Raw genomic sequence first — 15793 nt, 5'->3', positions numbered from 1 at the left:
CGCGGACGCATCGTCCGCGCCCTCCGGACATGGGTCCTCGGGAGACATTTATGACCGTTGGCATCGACGCCAAACAGCCGCTGTGGTTTTACGATTTCGTCTCGCCGTTCACCTATCTGTTGCTCGAGCAACACGACAAATGGCCCGGCTTCGACTTCGCGTTCACGCCGGTCGTGCTGAACGATCTGTATCGCCACTGGGGTCAACTCTCCGCGTACGGCGTGCCCGCCAGGCGCACCTTCATGTACCGGCACGCGCTGTTTCGCGCGGAACAACTCGGCATTCCGTACAAAATGCCGCCCGCGCATCCGTTCGATTCGATGAAGCCGCTGCTGCTCGCGACCGCCGCGAACGGCGACGTGCAGTTCGTGCGCGAGATTTTCCGTTTCATCTGGCGCGAGGGCCGCGACCCGTCGAGCGACGAAGCGTTCGCCGAACTGTGCGAGCGCGTCGGCAGACCCGACGGTCCCGAACTCGTGCAGCGCGAAGACGTGAAGGCGCAATTGCAGCGCAATACCGAGGACGCGATCGGCCTCGGCGTCTACGGCGTGCCGACCTTCCGTCTGAACGATCAGCTGTTCTGGGGCGAAGACGCGCTGCCGATGGTGCTGTACTGCGCGCGCACGCCGAACTGGCTCGAGTCGCGGGAAGTGAAGCGGATCAGCTCGCTGCCGTGGGGACTCGCGGATCAGCCGGCCGGGCGGAAGTAACACGCACTGCCCTGGGTAGTACGACGGTGGCGCGGCGAAACGGCAGGCGGTAGATGGCAGATGGCGCGCGACGCACGGCAGATGGCGAAACGCTAGCGGTACAGGCCGAACGCCGCGCGGCACGCGGCACGCGGCACGCGGTGAAACGATCGCGAGGCGCGACGCTACCGGCAACACAGCGCTACCCCACCCTGATCCCCGCCATACCGCTCACGCTATGCCGCCGGCCCGCAAACCGGCCTAAGGTTATAACCTTTGCACCCCGCGCGCGGGCCGCGCGATGGACGGCCCGCGCCGTTCACGCCACCGCGCTTCGATCATGGACGACACCGCCGCCTCACTCGATATCTGGCTCGTGCGCGTGCTGCGCACGCTGCTGATCGAGCGCAGCGTCACGCAGACCGCGCTGCGGCTGAACCAGACCCAACCCGCGATCAGCACCGCGCTGCGCAAGCTGCGCGAAACGCTCGGCGATCCGATCCTCGTGCGCGGCAAAGCCGGCATGGTACCGACCGAATACGGCGAGTCACTGCTCGCGGCCGCGCAACGCGTGCTGCGCGACGTCGATTTCGTCGCGACGCCGCACGGCGATTTCGATCCAGCCCGCTCGCGCCGGACCTTTCGCGTCGCCGCGCCCGATTATCTGAACGACTTCTTCATGCCGACCGTGATCGCGCGTTTTCGCGAGGCGGCACCGCATGCGCGGCTCGAAATCGAATCGCTCGGGCCGCTGCTCGATCACTCGGCCGCGCTCGATGCCGGCGAACTCGATCTGGTGATCGGCAACTGGCCGAAGCCCGACCCGCGTTTCGAGCGCAGCGATCTGTTCGCCGATACCGTCGTGTGCATGATGCGCGCCGATCATCCGTTGCGCCGCGAGCCGCTGACGCGCGAAGCGTATCTGGCCGCGCCGCATCTCGCGCCGACGCACTATAGCGGCGCGCGCGGTGGCGCGATCGATACCGGCTTCGCACGCGCGCACGCCGAACGGCGCATCGTCGCGACGCTGCCGTACTTCGGACTGGTCGCGCAGACGTTGCTGCAAACCGACCTGATCTTCACGACGACGCGCCGCTTCGCGCTGCACTACGCGAGCATGCTGCCGCTCGCAGTCGTCGATGTGCCGATCGCGTTTCCGCGCATCAAGTGCTATCAGATGTGGCATCCGCAGCCGGATCGGCCGAGCGATATCGGCTGGCTGAGGACGTTGATGGCCGAGGTGTCGGGCGAGTTGGTGGCGCGTAAGCGTCGCGCGTGAAGGGGTAACGGCGGACGCGTGACCGCCGTCGCCGCCGCTCGATATAGAACTGAGCTGGATGGGGCCGGACGGCTTCGTGCTGACCCGCATCGAGTTCATCGGCGACGTGGCCTGTGCCCAGTCGTCGTCGTGCCGATTGACTGCGTGACCCGGCATTGTATAACCCCGCCGCAGCGGAGCCCCGTTCGCGTGCTTACGGGTTGATAACTCTGCTATGGGGCGTGACTCGGGGATCGTCGCACATCCACGCGCAGCTACCTTTACAGATTGGCTTGAACTCTACGAAAACCTGACGGTAGCCCGGTGTGCCGTCAGGACGCTTTACAACCATCTCATCTGTAAAAGTATGCTTCTCGATCAGAATGTTTTGACTACTGATGCCGAGCTGCTGCAAATACGCCTTCACGTTCCTGGCACGGCCTTCTTTCAACCGGTCTATATCGTGCTCGGCGGTATATGCGCCAGCCATTATGACTGCCTGAATCTCCACGTCGGGCCATTTTTTTGCCTCAATCACGGCGTTCGCAATTGCGAGCCTGTTTGCATTAGTAAGCGCACTTTTATCGAATGGCAACTCTATCTCCGCTTCTTCTCCGATGGTGCATGCGCCAGCAATTCCATAAAGACAGGCTGACATGGCAAGCGCTGCGACTATGGCACTACCCCTCGTCTTCAGTTTCCTGCTCATTTGATATTTCGCCCATCGAATGTTGCAATATAGCCGGTTATGTTGTCTGCATTCCTGATCGCGAGATCCGGGTTATGCTTCGCAAAGAACATCGCCCCCGATTCGGTATCTGTATACACCTCATCAATGGAATTGAAAGTATCCGTGAAATGAGTGCATTCGTGAATTAACGTCTTGATCTTGCACTCATGAAACAACTCGCCGTGTGAAATGCTGCAGAACTTCGAATAGATAGCGATAACGCGCTTTTCGGAATCGGGCTTACACACTGCTGCGTGATTGACGCCCCTATCCGGCACGACTGAGCATGTAAGGCTCCTGTTCAGTTCGCCGTCAAATCGCACAATCTTTTCTGGCACCAGCTCCTGCATCGCAGCGAGCAAGCGCGGCAGACCAGTAGCCAAAATGCTTCGAATTCCTTCATCCGCATGGGCGAAATAAATTTTGGCGCGGTCCTGCTCTTTCGCGTCCCACCGTGCTACCGCTGCAATGCGTTCCTTGATTAACAATACACCAGCATCACGCGCCCGCATGACCTCCTTTCTAAACTCGTTATTACTCATATTCGGGCAGATACGGGTCGTATTGATGATGACATCGACCATTGACCCGGGAGTTGTGTTAGTGACTGCACCAGAATGAACCAGGAACCATTCGTCAGCCTCGCTTGCCTTGAACCCATACTTGTTGTTCTGGCTGGAATCATTCATTCCCGATCGCTCCGGAAGCGTAAATTCTCAGACCCAATGCAACGCGGCTCCGTACACGCAGCGTCCTTCCCGTCGCATCAGTTGTGCCGTTAATAAACTTGCCGCCACCTGTGTCGATTCTGTAACGGACGTTTGCGAATAGGCGTCCGTTGTCGTCCCGAAGCGTGAATTGTTCATCGAAACGCTTCTGCGGACGCCCGCGACAGTTGCACGCCCAGTCGTAACCCAGGGCTTCGGCCATGGCATAACCGGTTGGCAGCGAACGCACCCGATCAAACGTAAAGAACTCACCAGTTTCGACGTTCAGGGCTTGTGCTGATGGCATCGACGGGAAGTTGGAATATATCGAATAGGTAACGCGGCAAACCCCGCATTCTTCCTCGACTGTCCAATCCGTGTCATTGCTTTTCAGTGTCTGCATCTCCATTGGATTCCTCATGAGTTTTCAGGCGATGTCTGGAGAATTAATCATCGAAACGAACCAAGGTCAACCGCTTTAAATCTGGATAAGTCTGTCTTGAAAATCATTTACTCCATCGCCCCACCGCTGCATGCCCCCACGCCCGACAGGTCGCAACCCGTCACGCGCCGACTCAAGTCTTCGCGCGTCTTCCGGTCATCGCGTGGATCGCGCGCAAAGCAGACGAAGGCGAAGTTGACACGCCCGATCTGGCTGCGTGCGTTGATGGCCGAGGTGTCGGGCGAGTTGGTGGCGCGTAAGGCGCCGCGCGACAAGGAACGGCAACGGCGCCAGAATCCATCACGCGCTCACACTAACCTTGTTTAATCGCATCCTTCGGCGACGAAAATCACCGACGCCCAATATCAGCGGATCAGGCATTGCCTGCCACGACCCGTGGCGGATGGCCCCCAGGATTCATAGGGTTGCCGGGGATGCTCGAACAGCCATAACGTTCGGTTGCCCCCGGCCAAACCGGCGCTTGCTACTCCGGTATTTTTGAAGCCTGGTACACGGTTACATCGCTCATCGAGCATTCTTCGGACGATGCGTTATTGACCGTGATGACATGGAATGTCTTGCCCGACTTCGAATGAAACGTGATGCTATAGACTTGGCGGTACAGGTCCTTGCCGATTTGCTGGATGGCGATGGGCTGTGCTTGCGTTTTCGATTCGTCGAGGTCCGCGATATCAACTATCTTCGCGTTCTTCAAGGCCACTTCGGCGATATTGGTCGGCCAGCTCGGGCACGGCAACCCCGCAGGCAGTTTGGCAACGCAGACGCCGGGAGCGGCCAGCGCCAGGGCGAATAGAGCGCGTTTCATCGCACTTCCAGAGTGTGATCTCCGCTCGACCAGATTTGACGCCTGATCTCCATCCGTTCGATGACACATCCATCCGAAGCCGAGCCGGGATGGGCGATGCTGTCGCCGTGAATCATGAAGCCACTGCGGCCGTAGGTGTATGTGCCGCTGCCCGGTGTGAGGCGCATGGCGTACGTGCCCGCGTGGGGGTGCGTGAACGGCGCGCCAATCGAATACGTGCCGCGAGGGATTGGCCCCATGCTGGGCATGCCTTGCATGGCGGGATTGTTTTTCCCCGTGCCGCGCCCAGAATACCCGTGTTGATAGGTCGCCGATCCACGGCTTAACCTTCCGCTCGATTGGTCATATACCCAAGGCATGCAATGGAGTTCTCCGTGGTTGAAGCGAAGATGCTAGAGCGGGTCACTCAATAAAACAAGTAATCCTCATTTTTTTGATAAGCGTGAAGCATGAGCACGCGCCTCACTGCTGGCAGCAAAGCCTTGATCAGCGATCGATTGCATGCGCGAGCCTTTTAAACAACGGGCCCTTGAACAGTGCGTCGGCAGTCAAAACGCGGCGCTTTTCAACCGCCCGCTAGAGCGTGACCGGCTCGCCGCGCTGCACGTGAGAGCCCGCCGTCCTGGAAGCATGCGCCGCCGCCCCCTGCCGCGTCCGCACGCGCAGCAGCTGCGCGCACACCGCAATCGCAATCGCCGCCGGCGCCTTATCGACGATTCCCTCGACGCCGATCGGACACGTCATCTGTTCGAGCCGCTCCAGTTCCACACCGCGTTCGAGCAGACGCCGCTCGAATTTCACCCGCTTCGTCTTCGAGCCGATCATGCCGAAGTAGCTGAAGTCGCGCCGCCGCAGGATGCGCGCGGCGAGAGAAAAATCGAGCGCATGGTTGTGCGTCATCACCAGAAACCACGCGCCGGGCGGCGCTGCGTCGACGATCACGTCGGGCGTGTCGGTCGCCTCGACCTGCACGTTGGGCGGCGTTTCGTCGGGGAACAGTTCGTCGCGCTCATCGACCCACTGGACCACGCACGGCAGGCTGCCGAGCAGTTGCACGAGCGCATGCCCGACGTGGCCCGCACCGAACAGCACGATATGCATCGGCGCCGGCCGCGGCGTATCGACCGCACTACGTCGGCCGATGCGAACTGGTGAGCTGTCGTTGTTCATGAAGACCGTCCCGCTCCGAAATTGTCCACGCGTAACCACATGCGTCGTTTCGCGCCCGCCTGATACTCGCCCATTCAACGCGCGTCATCACGCCTGCCGCGCCACCGCAGGCGAAGACGCAGTCGCTGCCCGCACCGCGCCGACCGCCTTCAGAATCGCCTCGCTGGTCGCGGGCGCATTGAGCGGCGGATTGACCCGATGCCCACCCACCGCCGACACCGCGTCGCGCACCGCGAAAAACACCGAGAACGGTAGCAGCAACGGCGGTTCGCCGGTCGCCTTCGAGCGATGAATGCTGTCCTCCACGTTGCGGTTCTTGAACAGCTTCACGTTGAAAACCGGCGGCACGTCGTTGACGGTGGGAATCTTGTAGGTCGACGGCGCGTGCGTCATCAGCTTGCCGCCATCGTTCCACCACAGCTCCTCGGTGGTCAGCCAGCCCATGCCCTGAATGAACGCGCCCTCCACCTGGCCGACGTCGAGCGCCGGATTCAGCGACGCGCCGACGTCATGCAGCGCATCGGCACGCAGCACGCGCATCTCGCCGGTCAGCGTATCGATCACGACTTCCGACACCGCCGCGCCATACGAGTAGTAATAGAACGGCCGGCCCCGCAGCTTCGACTGATCCCAGTACAGCTTGGGCGTCGCATAGAAGCCGTCGGACCACAGCTGGATGCGCGCGAGATAGGCCTTCGCGACCACCTCTTCGAACGGTACGAGCACCTCGCCGACCACCACGCGATCGTGCGCGAAGCGCACGTCCCGCGCATTCACGCGGCCCGCGCCGTAGCGCTCGGCGGCGAACGCGGCGAGCCGCTCGCGCAACTGCCGCGCGGCATCCTGCGCGGCCTTGCCGTTCAGATCGGAGCCGGTCGACGCGGCCGTCGCCGAGGTATTGGCGACCTTGCTGGTATCGGTCGCGGTCACGCGGATGCGGTTGAAGCCGAGGCCGAGTTCATGCGCGACGACCTGCGCGACCTTGGTGTTCAGCCCCTGGCCCATTTCGGTGCCGCCGTGATTCACCAGCACCGAGCCGTCGGTGTAGATATGCACGAGCGCGCCGGCCTGGTTGAAGTGCGTGACGTTGAACGCGATACCGAACTTCACCGGCGTCAGCGCAAGGCCCTTCTTCAGGATCTCGTTGTTCGCGTTGAATTCGTCGATCTCCTTGCGGCGCGCGCGATAGTCGCTGGTCGCTTCGAGTTCGTCGATCAGTTCGTGGATCACGTTGTCTTCGACCACCTGACCGTACGGCGTCTGGTTGCGCCCGGTCTTGCCGTACAGGTTGCGGCGGCGCACGTCGAGCGAATCCATCCCGCACGAACGCGCGACGTTATCGAGGATGTACTCGATCGCGAACGCGCCCTGCGGGCCGCCGAAGCCGCGAAACGCGGTATTCGACTGCGTGTTGGTCTTGCCGCAAAAGCCGTCGATCGACACGTCCGACAGCCAGTACGCGTTGTCGAAGTGGCACAGCGCGCGCGTCATCACCGGGCCCGACAGGTCGGCGGAAAAACCGCAGCGCGAGGTCATGTCGACCGCGACGCCTTCGATCACGCCCTGCTCGTCGTAGCCGACTTCGTACGTGTAGTGAAAATCGTGGCGCTTGCCGGTGACCATCATGTCGTCGTCGCGATCCGGGCGCAGCTTGACCGGACACAGCAGCTTCCACGCGGCGAGCGCCGCGCAGCATGCGAACAGCGCCGACTGCGATTCCTTGCCGCCGAAGCCGCCGCCCATGCGCCGACATTCGATCAATACGTTATGCGAAGCAACGCCGAGCGTGTGCGCGACGAGGTGCTGCATTTCGGTCGGATGCTGGGTCGAGCAGTACACGTGCATGCCGTCGTCGTCCTTCGGCACCGCGTACGAGATCTGCCCTTCCAGATAGAACTGCTCCTGGCCGCCGAGCAGCATTTCGCCGGCCTCGCGACGCGCGGCGCGCGCGATCTTGGTGCCGGCGTCGCCGCGCGCGAGCTTCATCGGCGGCAATACGAACTGGTTCGCCGCGCGTGCCTGCTGCGCGGTCAGCACTGCCGGCAGCTCTTCGTAGACCACCTCCGCGCGACGCGCGCCGAGACGCGCCGCATCGTGCGAGCTGGCGACCACGATGAAGATCGGCTGGCCGACGTATTGCACGAGACCGTCGGCGAGAATCGGATCGTCGCCGTGCACGATCGGGCCGACGTCGTTGACGCCGGGGATGTCGTCGGCGGTGAAGACCGCGACCACGCCGGGCGTCGCGCGCACCTTGTCGAGCGAGATCGACACGATCTTCGCGTGCGCCTTCGACGACAACCCGAGCGCCGCGTGCAGCGTGCCGGCCAGCTCGGGGATGTCGTCGGTGTAGGTCGCGCGGCCGCTCACGTGCAGATGCGCGGATTCATGCGGTCGCGACACGTGCACCTGGGTGAAGCTGTCGAGATCCTGAACCTCTTGCAGGAACGGTTCGGCTTGCTGGTTCATTGTTGGGTTCTCCGTATTCCTTGAACGCGTTGTGGGCGCATTGCGCTCAAACGCTCGCGCCGGCCGGCGCGACCGCGCGCACGTCGAGCGCGCTACTGTGCAACGGCCGCTGCGTGCGCGTTTCGAGCCAGAAGCGGTACAGCGTGTTCTTCGCGGCTTCGAGGCGGTAGTCGCTGGTCGCGCGCATGTCGGTGAGCGGCGCGTAGTCGTTGCCGAGCGCGAGCATCGCGGCCTGCGCGGTCGCTTCGTGCCATTCGGCGTCGCGCAGCACGGCCTCCGCATGCAGTGCGCGCTTCGGCGTCGCGGCCATCCCGCCGAACGCGATGCGCGGCTCGCGGATCACGTCGCCGTTGGCAATGAACGAGAACGCCGCGCACACGGCCGAGATATCCGAATCGAAACGCTTCGACAGCTTGTAGGTGCGAAAGCGCAGGTTCTTGCGCGCGCCGCCGCGCGTGGGCACCTTCAGGCCGACCACGAACTCGTGCGCGGCCATATCTTTCTTCTGATACGCGAGGTACAGATCTTCGAGCGGCATCTCACGCTCGATCTCGCCGCCGCGCACGATCACGCGCGCACCGAGCGCAATCAGCCCCGGCATCGAATCGCCGATCGGCGAACCGTTCGCGATGTTGCCGCCGAGCGTGCCGGCGTTGCGGATCGGCAGCGATGCGAAGCGCTGCCACATTTCGGTCAGCTCCGGATACTGCTTCGCGATCTCCGCATAGGCTTTTTCGACGCTGACGCCCGCGCCGATCTCGATCCACTCGTCATTCGTTGCGAGCTTCTGCAACTCGGCGATCTGCCCCACGTAGACGACGTTGCCGAGCTCGCGCATCTGCTTGGTGACCCACAGGCCGATGTCGGTGCTGCCGGCGAGAATCCGCGCGGCCGGTTCTTCCTCCTTGATCTGCGCGAGCGCCGCAACGGTGCGCGGCGCGGCGAAGCGCTGGCCCTTGTGCTCGTAGTGGAAGGTCTCGCCGCGTTCGAGCGAAGCGAGCTTGCCGGCCAGCGCCTGCACATCGAGCGGTGCTTTCGGCGCGGGCGCATCGAACATTTTTTCGGCCGCATCGACGATCGGCCGGTAGCCGGTGCAGCGGCACAGATTGCCGGTCAGCGCATTGCCGATCGCGTCGCGCGACGGCACCGTGCGGTTCGCGCAGCTGTGCTCGTGGCCGTGCTTTTCGTAGAGCGCCCACATCGACATGATGAAGCCCGGCGTGCAGAAGCCGCACTGCGAGCCGTGACAATCGACCATCGCCTGCTGCACCGGATGCAGCGAACCGTCCGGCTGGCGCAGGTCTTCGACGGTGAAAAGCGCGCGGCCATCGAGCGTCGGTACGAACTGGATGCATGCATTGACCGCCTTGAAGTCGACGCTGCCCGCCGCGTTACGCTCGCCGATCACCACGGTGCACGCGCCGCAGTCGCCTTCGGCGCAGCCTTCCTTGGTGCCGGTGCAATGCGCGTCCTCGCGCAGATACTGCAGCACCGTGCGGGTGACGGGCGCGTCCTTGATTTCGCGGATCGCGTTGCGGTGATAGAAGCGGATCGGCTCAGTCATGTCTCATTGCTCTCGTCTGTTCTGGGATCGCGGGGAACGCGCCGCGTCGATGGTTGAAAGCTATCACCGTCAATAAACGCAACCCATAGCGCGAATCGCATGCGGGACATATTCGCCACGCGATATCTGACGCAATTTGCGCGGCGTTGCGCTTATGTTGCATGGGAATTTTTGCCGCTTTTTTAATCTTTTTGCGGAATTAAAGCCACGGTCGATCATGGCATGCGGCGGCATCGGGCGGAACGCACGCCAAAACAGACCGCACGCGCCACGCTAAAACCACTTAACACGGTCCGAAGCCATCGAAATCGGCCCGAATCAGCCTTTATCACCGTTCGAACACGCGTTTAATTCGACTAATAATTAAGCAAAATTCTGCAAGGGAATCGGTTCCATGGGAGAATCACGCACTTCCGCCGATTTCAAGTATCGTTTTCCCGATGTCCACCGACTCCGCGCCTTCCCGCAGCGAATTTGCGACGACCCTGCAGATCATTCCGGTCGTTTTTTTCACCTTCCTTTGCTACCTGACCATCGGCATCCCGCTCGCGGTGCTGCCGGGCTACGTGCACGGCGACCTCGGCTATAGCGCGGTGCTGGCCGGCGCGGCGATCAGCGTGCAATACCTCGCGACGCTCGCGTCGCGCCCGCTCGCGGGCCGCTCGGCCGACACGCTCGGGCCGAAGCGTACGGTATCGATCGGTCTGCTCGGCTGCGGCGCGAGCGGCGTGCTGTTGCTGCTGGCCGCGTTGACCGGCCACTGGGCGGGGCTGAGCCTCGCGCTGCTGGTGTGCAGCCGCCTCGTGCTCGGCTTCGGCGAAAGCCTGTGCGGCACCGGCGCGATTCTGTGGGGCATCGGCCGCGTCGGCACCGCCAACAACGCGCGCGTGATTTCGTGGAACGGCATCGCGACCTACGGCGCGCTCGCGATCGGCGCGCCGCTCGGCGTCGCGCTTTCCCATTCGATCGGCTTTACCTCGCTCGGCATTCTGGTGATCGCGCTCGCAGGGCTCGGCTACTACCTCGCGCGCCTGATCGCGCCAGTGCCCGTCGTCCACGGCGAGCGGATGTCGTACCGCAGCGTGTTCACGCGCGTGCTGCCGCATGGGATCGGTCTCGCGCTCGGCTCGGCCGGCTTCGGCTCGATCGCGACCTTCATCACGCTGTTCTATGCGGCGAAGCATTGGCCGAACGCGGCACTGTCGCTGACGCTGTTCGGCACGCTGTTCATCGGCGCACGCCTGCTGTTCGCGAACACGATCCGAACCTACGGCGGATTCCGCGTCGCAATCGCATCGTTCTCGTTCGAATGCGCAGGTCTGCTGATGCTGTGGCTCGCGCCCGAGCCGCATATCGCGCTCGCGGGCGCGGCGCTGACCGGCTTCGGTTTCGCGCTGGTGTTCCCGGCGCTCGGCGTCGAGGCAGTCGGGCTCGTGCCGCCTGCGAGCCGCGGCGCGGCGTTGTCCGCGTACTCGGTGTTTCTGGATCTGTCGCTCGGCATTACCGGGCCGTTGGCCGGGTATATCGCTGGTGAGTTCGGCTATGGTTCGGTGTTCCTGTTCGCCGCGCTCGCGGCGGCGGCGGCGGTCGTGCTGTCGACCGTGCTGTATCTGCGCAATGCGAAGGTGGGCAATCTGTCGGCGGCACAGTGAGGCGCGCGCTCGGTCACTGAGTCACTGACCGAAGCGCGCGGAAAGAGCGCGCTGAATGCGTCGCTCGAAGCGGTAGCGTTAAAGCAAACAGCCGCCAGAAACCGCAAAAGGCCGCGATGCGCGCGAGGTTCTCACCGCGCACATCGCGGCCTTTTTATTCGCGCCGCCAACTTCCCGCCCTCTCGTCTTCGTCCGCGCGTCGAAGCTACTCCTGCTCCGCCGCCATCTCCCGCTTGATCGTCGTCTGCGCGCGCACCGCGATCTGACCGTGATTGATCCGACTCGACACGGTGTACACGCCGATCAGCATGAACAGTTCGGTCGCGGCCACCGAGCACGCGGTGCCGACACCGCCCCAAAAGTAGATGCTGATCGGTGCCTGCACCAGATGGAACAGCGCGCCGTAGATATAGATACGCTTGAGCAGCGACTGGTTGCCCGACGCGATGATCGTCAGCATCACCTGGGTCGTCGTCATGCCGACGATCGCCGGCACGAACACGAGGATACGCAGAATCCGGAACGTCTCGCCGAATGCCTCGCCGAGAAAACGTCCGACGAACCATTCGCCGAGCACCGTGAAGCCAACCAGCAGCAACACCGCCGACGCCGCGAACGCGACCATGAAGCCGCGATTGACCTTGTGAATGTAGGGGAAGTCGTGGCGCTCGTAAGCCACGCAGATCTTCGGAAAGAACGCCTGGATCGCCGGTGCGGTGCACGCGCGCAGCGCATTGGTGAGCCGCTCGGCCGCCACGTAATAGCCAACCGCGCCCGGGCCGCTGATCATCCGCAACAGGATCACGTTCGCGTACATATAGACCGACGTGAGCGCCGAGCCGAGAAAGATGTGATACGCCTCTTTCGCCTCGTCCATCACGTCGGACCAGCCGACCCGCACGTTGAGCAGAATCTCGCGCTTCCAGATCAGCACGCCCATCAGGATCGCACCGCAGACGAAGGTTGGCGCGAATTGCAGCGCGGCCGCGAGCATCACGTCGTCGTGGCCTTTCACGAGCAGGAACAGCGGAATCAGCAGACCGACGCGCGTCGCGAGCAGCGTGCCGGCCAGCACCGGCAGGCGCTGCGTGCCTTCGTAGAAACAACCGGGCGTCAGCACGCCGCCCCAGATCACCAGCGCGCCGAGCAGCGTCGCGCCGCGTTCCTGCGGCGACATATGACCGGCGAACGCCCAGCCGATCAGCACCAGCGAGCAGCCGATCGCGAGCAGCGCGCGGCCGACCGTAGTCGCCCAGTAGATGCGATTGACCTTGATCGGATCGGCGATATGCACCGCGACCTTGCGCGCGCTCGACAACCCGAAGCCGAAGTCGACGATCACCAGCAGAATGTTCGAAATCGATTGCGCGTAACCGATCACGCCTAGCCCGGCCGGCCCGAGTACATGCGACAGATACGGCAACGTAACGAGCGGCAGCACGTAGTTGAGTGCGTACACCGAATACAGCGCGATGATGACGTTTCTCGTCGACACAATCCGTCCCGTTTGCAGTACTCGATTAATAAAATCAGGTCGAAAAAACAGAATACGACACGAAACAGGCTTCGGTTAGTGCGATATCGATCTTGTTGTAGCGATCGTCCGCGCTATTTGCCGCCAGCACCGCGCTCTTCACCGCATTACCGATCAGATTGCTGACGACTGTCTTGTAGCCGCTATCCGCTGCGTCGGTTGCGAACAGGATTTCGGCGAGCAGTGCCTGGCCTCGCGTGGCCGCGCGCAGCACCACGCGGCCCGACGTCGCGCGCAAGACGTTGATCGAAATCCGCGTCGTTTCGGCCGATACGGTCTGGTCGCCGCAATGCAGCGCCGACGCAATGCCGCCGCGCTCGTAGCCGACGCCGAGATTCAACGCATTCATAAGATTGGAGTCCTTACCACCGGCCAACGCGCCGCCGCCCGGATAGGCCTTGTTGAAACCGGGGATCGAATCGTGCGCGCGATCGCCGAAATTGCCCTGAATCGTGATGCCGTCGAGCGGCGTGCTGCCCGACGCGGTCGAGCTGCCATAGACGAACTGCGGCCCGTCGCAACCGGCATCTTCGTCGTCCTGACCATGCCGATAGCGATTGCCGACGATCGTCGCGCCCTGCTGGTAATCGATCTGGATGTGACAGCTCTGCCCGGCCGGCACGTCGAGATACGACGGATGTCCGCGCGCGGAGAACTTCCAGCGTCCGAGCTTGCCGTCGCCGGCCGCGCCGTTGCGGGAGAAGTAATTGCCGTTCACCACCTTGCCCCAGTTGCCGTTCTTCATATAGACGCCGGCAAAGCCGTTGCGATCGAATACCGCGCCGACGATCAGCGACTCCGCGCCAAGAATCACGCCATGTCGCGCGTTCCACTCATAGCGTCCGCCGATCACCTGCCAGAAGTTCGCGACCAGATCGGCGCCGGCCGTATGACAGAACATACCGATGCAATTGATCAGCGAGCCGTCGGTGTGCTCGGTTGCGTAGAAACCGTGTTCGCACATGTACGCATAGCAGCGCTCGAGCGTCGACGTCGTGCCGAGCTCGAAGCCCGCGCGCGAAAAACCGATCGCTGTGCAACGCCGCGCCCCCGCCGACGTATCGAAGCGAATGCCAATCGCCGTGTTGCCGGTGTGAGCCGGATAGTTGGCGAGGTAGTAGATGACCTTGTCGTAATGCGCGGGCCGCACCTGCACGTGCTCGACGAAAGCCGACACGCCGAGCGTCAACGCCGCCGAGGTCGGGCCGCCGGTGTCCTGCCGTTCGAGGATCGTCGAGCCCGACGCGATATCGCTGATCACCACGTATTCGCCGCCGCCGTCGCCGCGCAGCCGGCTGCCTGTCGCGGTGGTCAGATCGCCGGTATAGCGCCAGACGCCGCGCGGCAGATAGAGCCCGCGCGCGCCGCTCGTCAACGCGGAGCGCAGCTCGGCGCCGCAGTCGTAGCCCGATGTGCCACGCTGGATCGTCGCGAGCTTGCGCGGATCGACGAAGCGCGCCACGCTCACCTCCTGTCCCGCGACGATGTCGCTCAGCGTCTTCAGATAGCTCGGCGCGGCCGACGGCTCCGCACCGCGCTCGGGCACGGCCGTGGCGACGCGCAGCATGCCGCCGACGTTCGTGTCCAGCGCGGGATGCGCGAACACATCCCGCTCACGCAACGCGTGCCCCGTCGCGCGTGCGATGCCCAGATCGGCTGCGCTCGCGCTGGCCCCGGCCAGGCCGCCGAGCAGGAACGTCTTGAGTGCCTGTCGGCGGCTCTTCATCTACCCCACCCCCATCGCGTGACTCCCTGCTTTTATGGTTCGATCGGCGGCGTGCGCTACTCCACCGTTTGCGGCTGTTCGGTCGCCGTCGGCCGCACTATCGCCACCGGCACGGATACCGACGACGTACGCGCCTTCGCGCCGCGCATCAATCCCTGCACGCCCGGTGGCGTGAACAGCGGCACCCGATACTTGCGACTGAAGCGCCACAAGCTGTTCATATGCCGTCGCCCGGCCTTGCTCAGAAAACCCGCCGCCGACGCGCGCTGATGCTCGTGCGTGAGCCGCGCGCCCGGCACGCACAACACGCGATAGCCCGCCTGCCAGATGCGCGCGCAGAAATCGACGTCTTCCATATAGAGGAAGAAATGCTCATCCATACCGCCGAGCTCGCCGAACAACGAACGCCGCACGATAAAGCCCGTGCCCAGCACCCAGTCGGCCTCGAACGGCAGGCCCGCGCCCCACGCCTCGCGCATCATGTGGTTATCGATGCGACGCCTGAAAGCTTCGAGACGTCCGAGCGGCGAACGCCGACCGACGATGTCGAGCACCGAATAGAAGCGCCGCGCGGAAAACTGCCGCTCGCCGTCGGGATACATCAGATCGAGGCCGACGAGGCCCACGTCCGTTTGGCTCCTCAACAGCGTCACCGCATTCTCGAGCGATGCGTCGACGAAATACGTGTCCGGATTCAACACGAGCACCAGCTCGCGCAGACAACCGACCATGCCGAAATTGACGCCCGCGGCAAACCCCCGATTGATAGACGTCCTGACGAGTCTGACACCCGCAGGCAAAGTCTCTCTCAGATAGGAAAATGAATTGTCGGTAGACGAGTTGTCCACGACGACGATATCTTCCTTATCCGCAATCGACAGATCGAGTACGGAGCGCACACAATTTCCAACCAGTTTTGGCGTGTTGTAATTGACGATTACCACGCTAAACGTTCCCTTCAGGCTCATCCCAACCTCCTGCTTTACACCAGGTGTTCGTGGAATAAACCCCCAAATACAGTTCTTG

General features: G+C 63.0%; 14 protein-coding genes. 3 read left to right on the top strand and 11 right to left on the bottom strand.

The genetic code is table 11. The annotated features are described in order from the left end of the window. The first annotated feature begins 50 nt into the window (after window positions 1-50). Together HHL14_RS08095 and HHL14_RS08090 are read left to right on the top strand one after the other, a co-directional pair. Window positions 51-710, top strand: a complete 660-nt coding sequence (locus HHL14_RS08095; RefSeq protein ID WP_169497070.1) for a 2-hydroxychromene-2-carboxylate isomerase — start codon at window positions 51-53, stop codon at window positions 708-710. A gap of 319 nt (window positions 711-1029) precedes the next feature. Then, window positions 1030-1968: a LysR family transcriptional regulator gene (locus HHL14_RS08090; RefSeq protein WP_169497069.1), complete on the top strand. Its 939-nt coding sequence runs from the start codon at window positions 1030-1032 to the stop codon at window positions 1966-1968. A gap of 193 nt (window positions 1969-2161) precedes the next feature. Here HHL14_RS08090 and HHL14_RS08085 read toward each other — a convergent pair whose 3' ends face one another. The 8 genes from HHL14_RS08085 to xdhA all read right to left on the bottom strand — a co-directional run bounded on the left by HHL14_RS08085 (window position 2162) and on the right by xdhA (window position 9855). After that, window positions 2162-2656, bottom strand: a complete 495-nt coding sequence (locus tag HHL14_RS08085) for an OmpA family protein (RefSeq protein WP_169497068.1) — start codon at window positions 2654-2656, stop codon at window positions 2162-2164. Then, window positions 2653-3366: a M35 family metallo-endopeptidase gene (locus tag HHL14_RS08080; RefSeq protein ID WP_169497067.1), complete on the bottom strand. Its 714-nt coding sequence runs from the start codon at window positions 3364-3366 to the stop codon at window positions 2653-2655. The genes HHL14_RS08085 and HHL14_RS08080 overlap by 4 nt, the downstream gene beginning before the upstream one ends. Next, entirely contained in the window at window positions 3359-3793 is a 435-nt protein-coding gene (locus tag HHL14_RS08075; RefSeq protein WP_169497066.1) for a hypothetical protein, read from the bottom strand. Before HHL14_RS08075 ends, HHL14_RS08080 begins: the two co-directional genes overlap by 8 nt. A gap of 517 nt (window positions 3794-4310) precedes the next feature. Continuing rightward, a complete protein-coding gene (locus HHL14_RS08070; RefSeq protein WP_169497065.1) occupies window positions 4311-4652 on the bottom strand; it encodes a hypothetical protein in 342 nt (113 codons plus the stop codon). Beyond that, window positions 4649-5011 (bottom strand): tlde1 domain-containing protein, encoded by a 363-nt coding sequence (locus HHL14_RS08065; protein WP_169497064.1) that lies wholly within the window; start codon window positions 5009-5011, stop codon window positions 4649-4651. Before HHL14_RS08065 ends, HHL14_RS08070 begins: the two co-directional genes overlap by 4 nt. Window positions 5012-5228: 217 nt before the next feature. Continuing rightward, window positions 5229-5822, bottom strand: a complete 594-nt coding sequence (gene xdhC, locus HHL14_RS08060) for a xanthine dehydrogenase accessory protein XdhC (RefSeq protein ID WP_169497063.1) — start codon at window positions 5820-5822, stop codon at window positions 5229-5231. Between the two features lie 87 nt (window positions 5823-5909). Then, complete coding sequence (xdhB, locus tag HHL14_RS08055; RefSeq protein WP_169497062.1) at window positions 5910-8291, bottom strand: xanthine dehydrogenase molybdopterin binding subunit; 2382 nt, start codon at window positions 8289-8291, stop codon at window positions 5910-5912. A 46-nt stretch (window positions 8292-8337) separates the two neighbouring features. Beyond that, on the bottom strand, window positions 8338-9855 hold the full coding sequence (xdhA, locus tag HHL14_RS08050; RefSeq protein ID WP_169497061.1) for a xanthine dehydrogenase small subunit: 1518 nt from the start codon (window positions 9853-9855) through the stop codon (window positions 8338-8340). A gap of 440 nt (window positions 9856-10295) precedes the next feature. On the opposite strand from xdhA, the gene HHL14_RS08045 reads away from it, so the two are divergent. After that, window positions 10296-11507, top strand: a complete 1212-nt coding sequence (locus HHL14_RS08045; protein WP_169497060.1) for an MFS transporter — start codon at window positions 10296-10298, stop codon at window positions 11505-11507. A gap of 205 nt (window positions 11508-11712) precedes the next feature. Here HHL14_RS08045 and HHL14_RS08040 read toward each other — a convergent pair whose 3' ends face one another. The 3 genes from HHL14_RS08040 to HHL14_RS08030 are packed head-to-tail and all read right to left on the bottom strand — an operon-like array spanning window position 11713 to window position 15735. Next, complete coding sequence (locus HHL14_RS08040) at window positions 11713-13002, bottom strand: oligosaccharide flippase family protein (RefSeq protein ID WP_169497059.1); 1290 nt, start codon at window positions 13000-13002, stop codon at window positions 11713-11715. Between the two features lie 34 nt (window positions 13003-13036). Further along, window positions 13037-14767, bottom strand: coding sequence for a hypothetical protein (locus HHL14_RS08035; protein WP_169497058.1), 1731 nt, complete (start codon window positions 14765-14767; stop codon window positions 13037-13039). A 56-nt stretch (window positions 14768-14823) separates the two neighbouring features. Next, complete coding sequence (locus tag HHL14_RS08030) at window positions 14824-15735, bottom strand: glycosyltransferase family 2 protein (RefSeq protein WP_169497057.1); 912 nt, start codon at window positions 15733-15735, stop codon at window positions 14824-14826. Window positions 15736-15793 lie beyond the last annotated feature (58 nt).

The organism is Paraburkholderia antibiotica (assembly GCF_012927125.1).
GTDB classification, from domain to species: Bacteria; Pseudomonadota; Gammaproteobacteria; order Burkholderiales; family Burkholderiaceae; genus Paraburkholderia; species Paraburkholderia antibiotica.
Note: the sequence above shows the minus strand (reverse complement) of the source record. Positions and strands in the feature narration are given on the sequence as shown.

Excerpts from the sequence above, each read along its gene's own strand:
- HHL14_RS08095 (WP_169497070.1), top strand. The coding sequence starts at position 51 with ATGACCGTTGGCATCGACGCCAAACAGCCGCTGTGGTTTTACGATTTC.
- HHL14_RS08090 (WP_169497069.1), top strand. The coding sequence starts at position 1,030 with ATGGACGACACCGCCGCCTCACTCGATATCTGGCTCGTGCGCGTGCTG.
- HHL14_RS08085 (WP_169497068.1), bottom strand. The coding sequence starts at position 2,656 with ATGAGCAGGAAACTGAAGACGAGGGGTAGTGCCATAGTCGCAGCGCTT.
- HHL14_RS08080 (WP_169497067.1), bottom strand. The coding sequence starts at position 3,366 with ATGAATGATTCCAGCCAGAACAACAAGTATGGGTTCAAGGCAAGCGAG.
- HHL14_RS08075 (WP_169497066.1), bottom strand. The coding sequence starts at position 3,793 with ATGGAGATGCAGACACTGAAAAGCAATGACACGGATTGGACAGTCGAG.
- HHL14_RS08070 (WP_169497065.1), bottom strand. The coding sequence starts at position 4,652 with ATGAAACGCGCTCTATTCGCCCTGGCGCTGGCCGCTCCCGGCGTCTGC.
- HHL14_RS08065 (WP_169497064.1), bottom strand. The coding sequence starts at position 5,011 with ATGCCTTGGGTATATGACCAATCGAGCGGAAGGTTAAGCCGTGGATCG.
- xdhC (WP_169497063.1), bottom strand. The coding sequence starts at position 5,822 with ATGAACAACGACAGCTCACCAGTTCGCATCGGCCGACGTAGTGCGGTC.
- xdhB (WP_169497062.1), bottom strand. The coding sequence starts at position 8,291 with ATGAACCAGCAAGCCGAACCGTTCCTGCAAGAGGTTCAGGATCTCGAC.
- xdhA (WP_169497061.1), bottom strand. The coding sequence starts at position 9,855 with ATGACTGAGCCGATCCGCTTCTATCACCGCAACGCGATCCGCGAAATC.
- HHL14_RS08045 (WP_169497060.1), top strand. The coding sequence starts at position 10,296 with ATGTCCACCGACTCCGCGCCTTCCCGCAGCGAATTTGCGACGACCCTG.
- HHL14_RS08035 (WP_169497058.1), bottom strand. The coding sequence starts at position 14,767 with ATGAAGAGCCGCCGACAGGCACTCAAGACGTTCCTGCTCGGCGGCCTG.
- HHL14_RS08030 (WP_169497057.1), bottom strand. The coding sequence starts at position 15,735 with ATGAGCCTGAAGGGAACGTTTAGCGTGGTAATCGTCAATTACAACACG.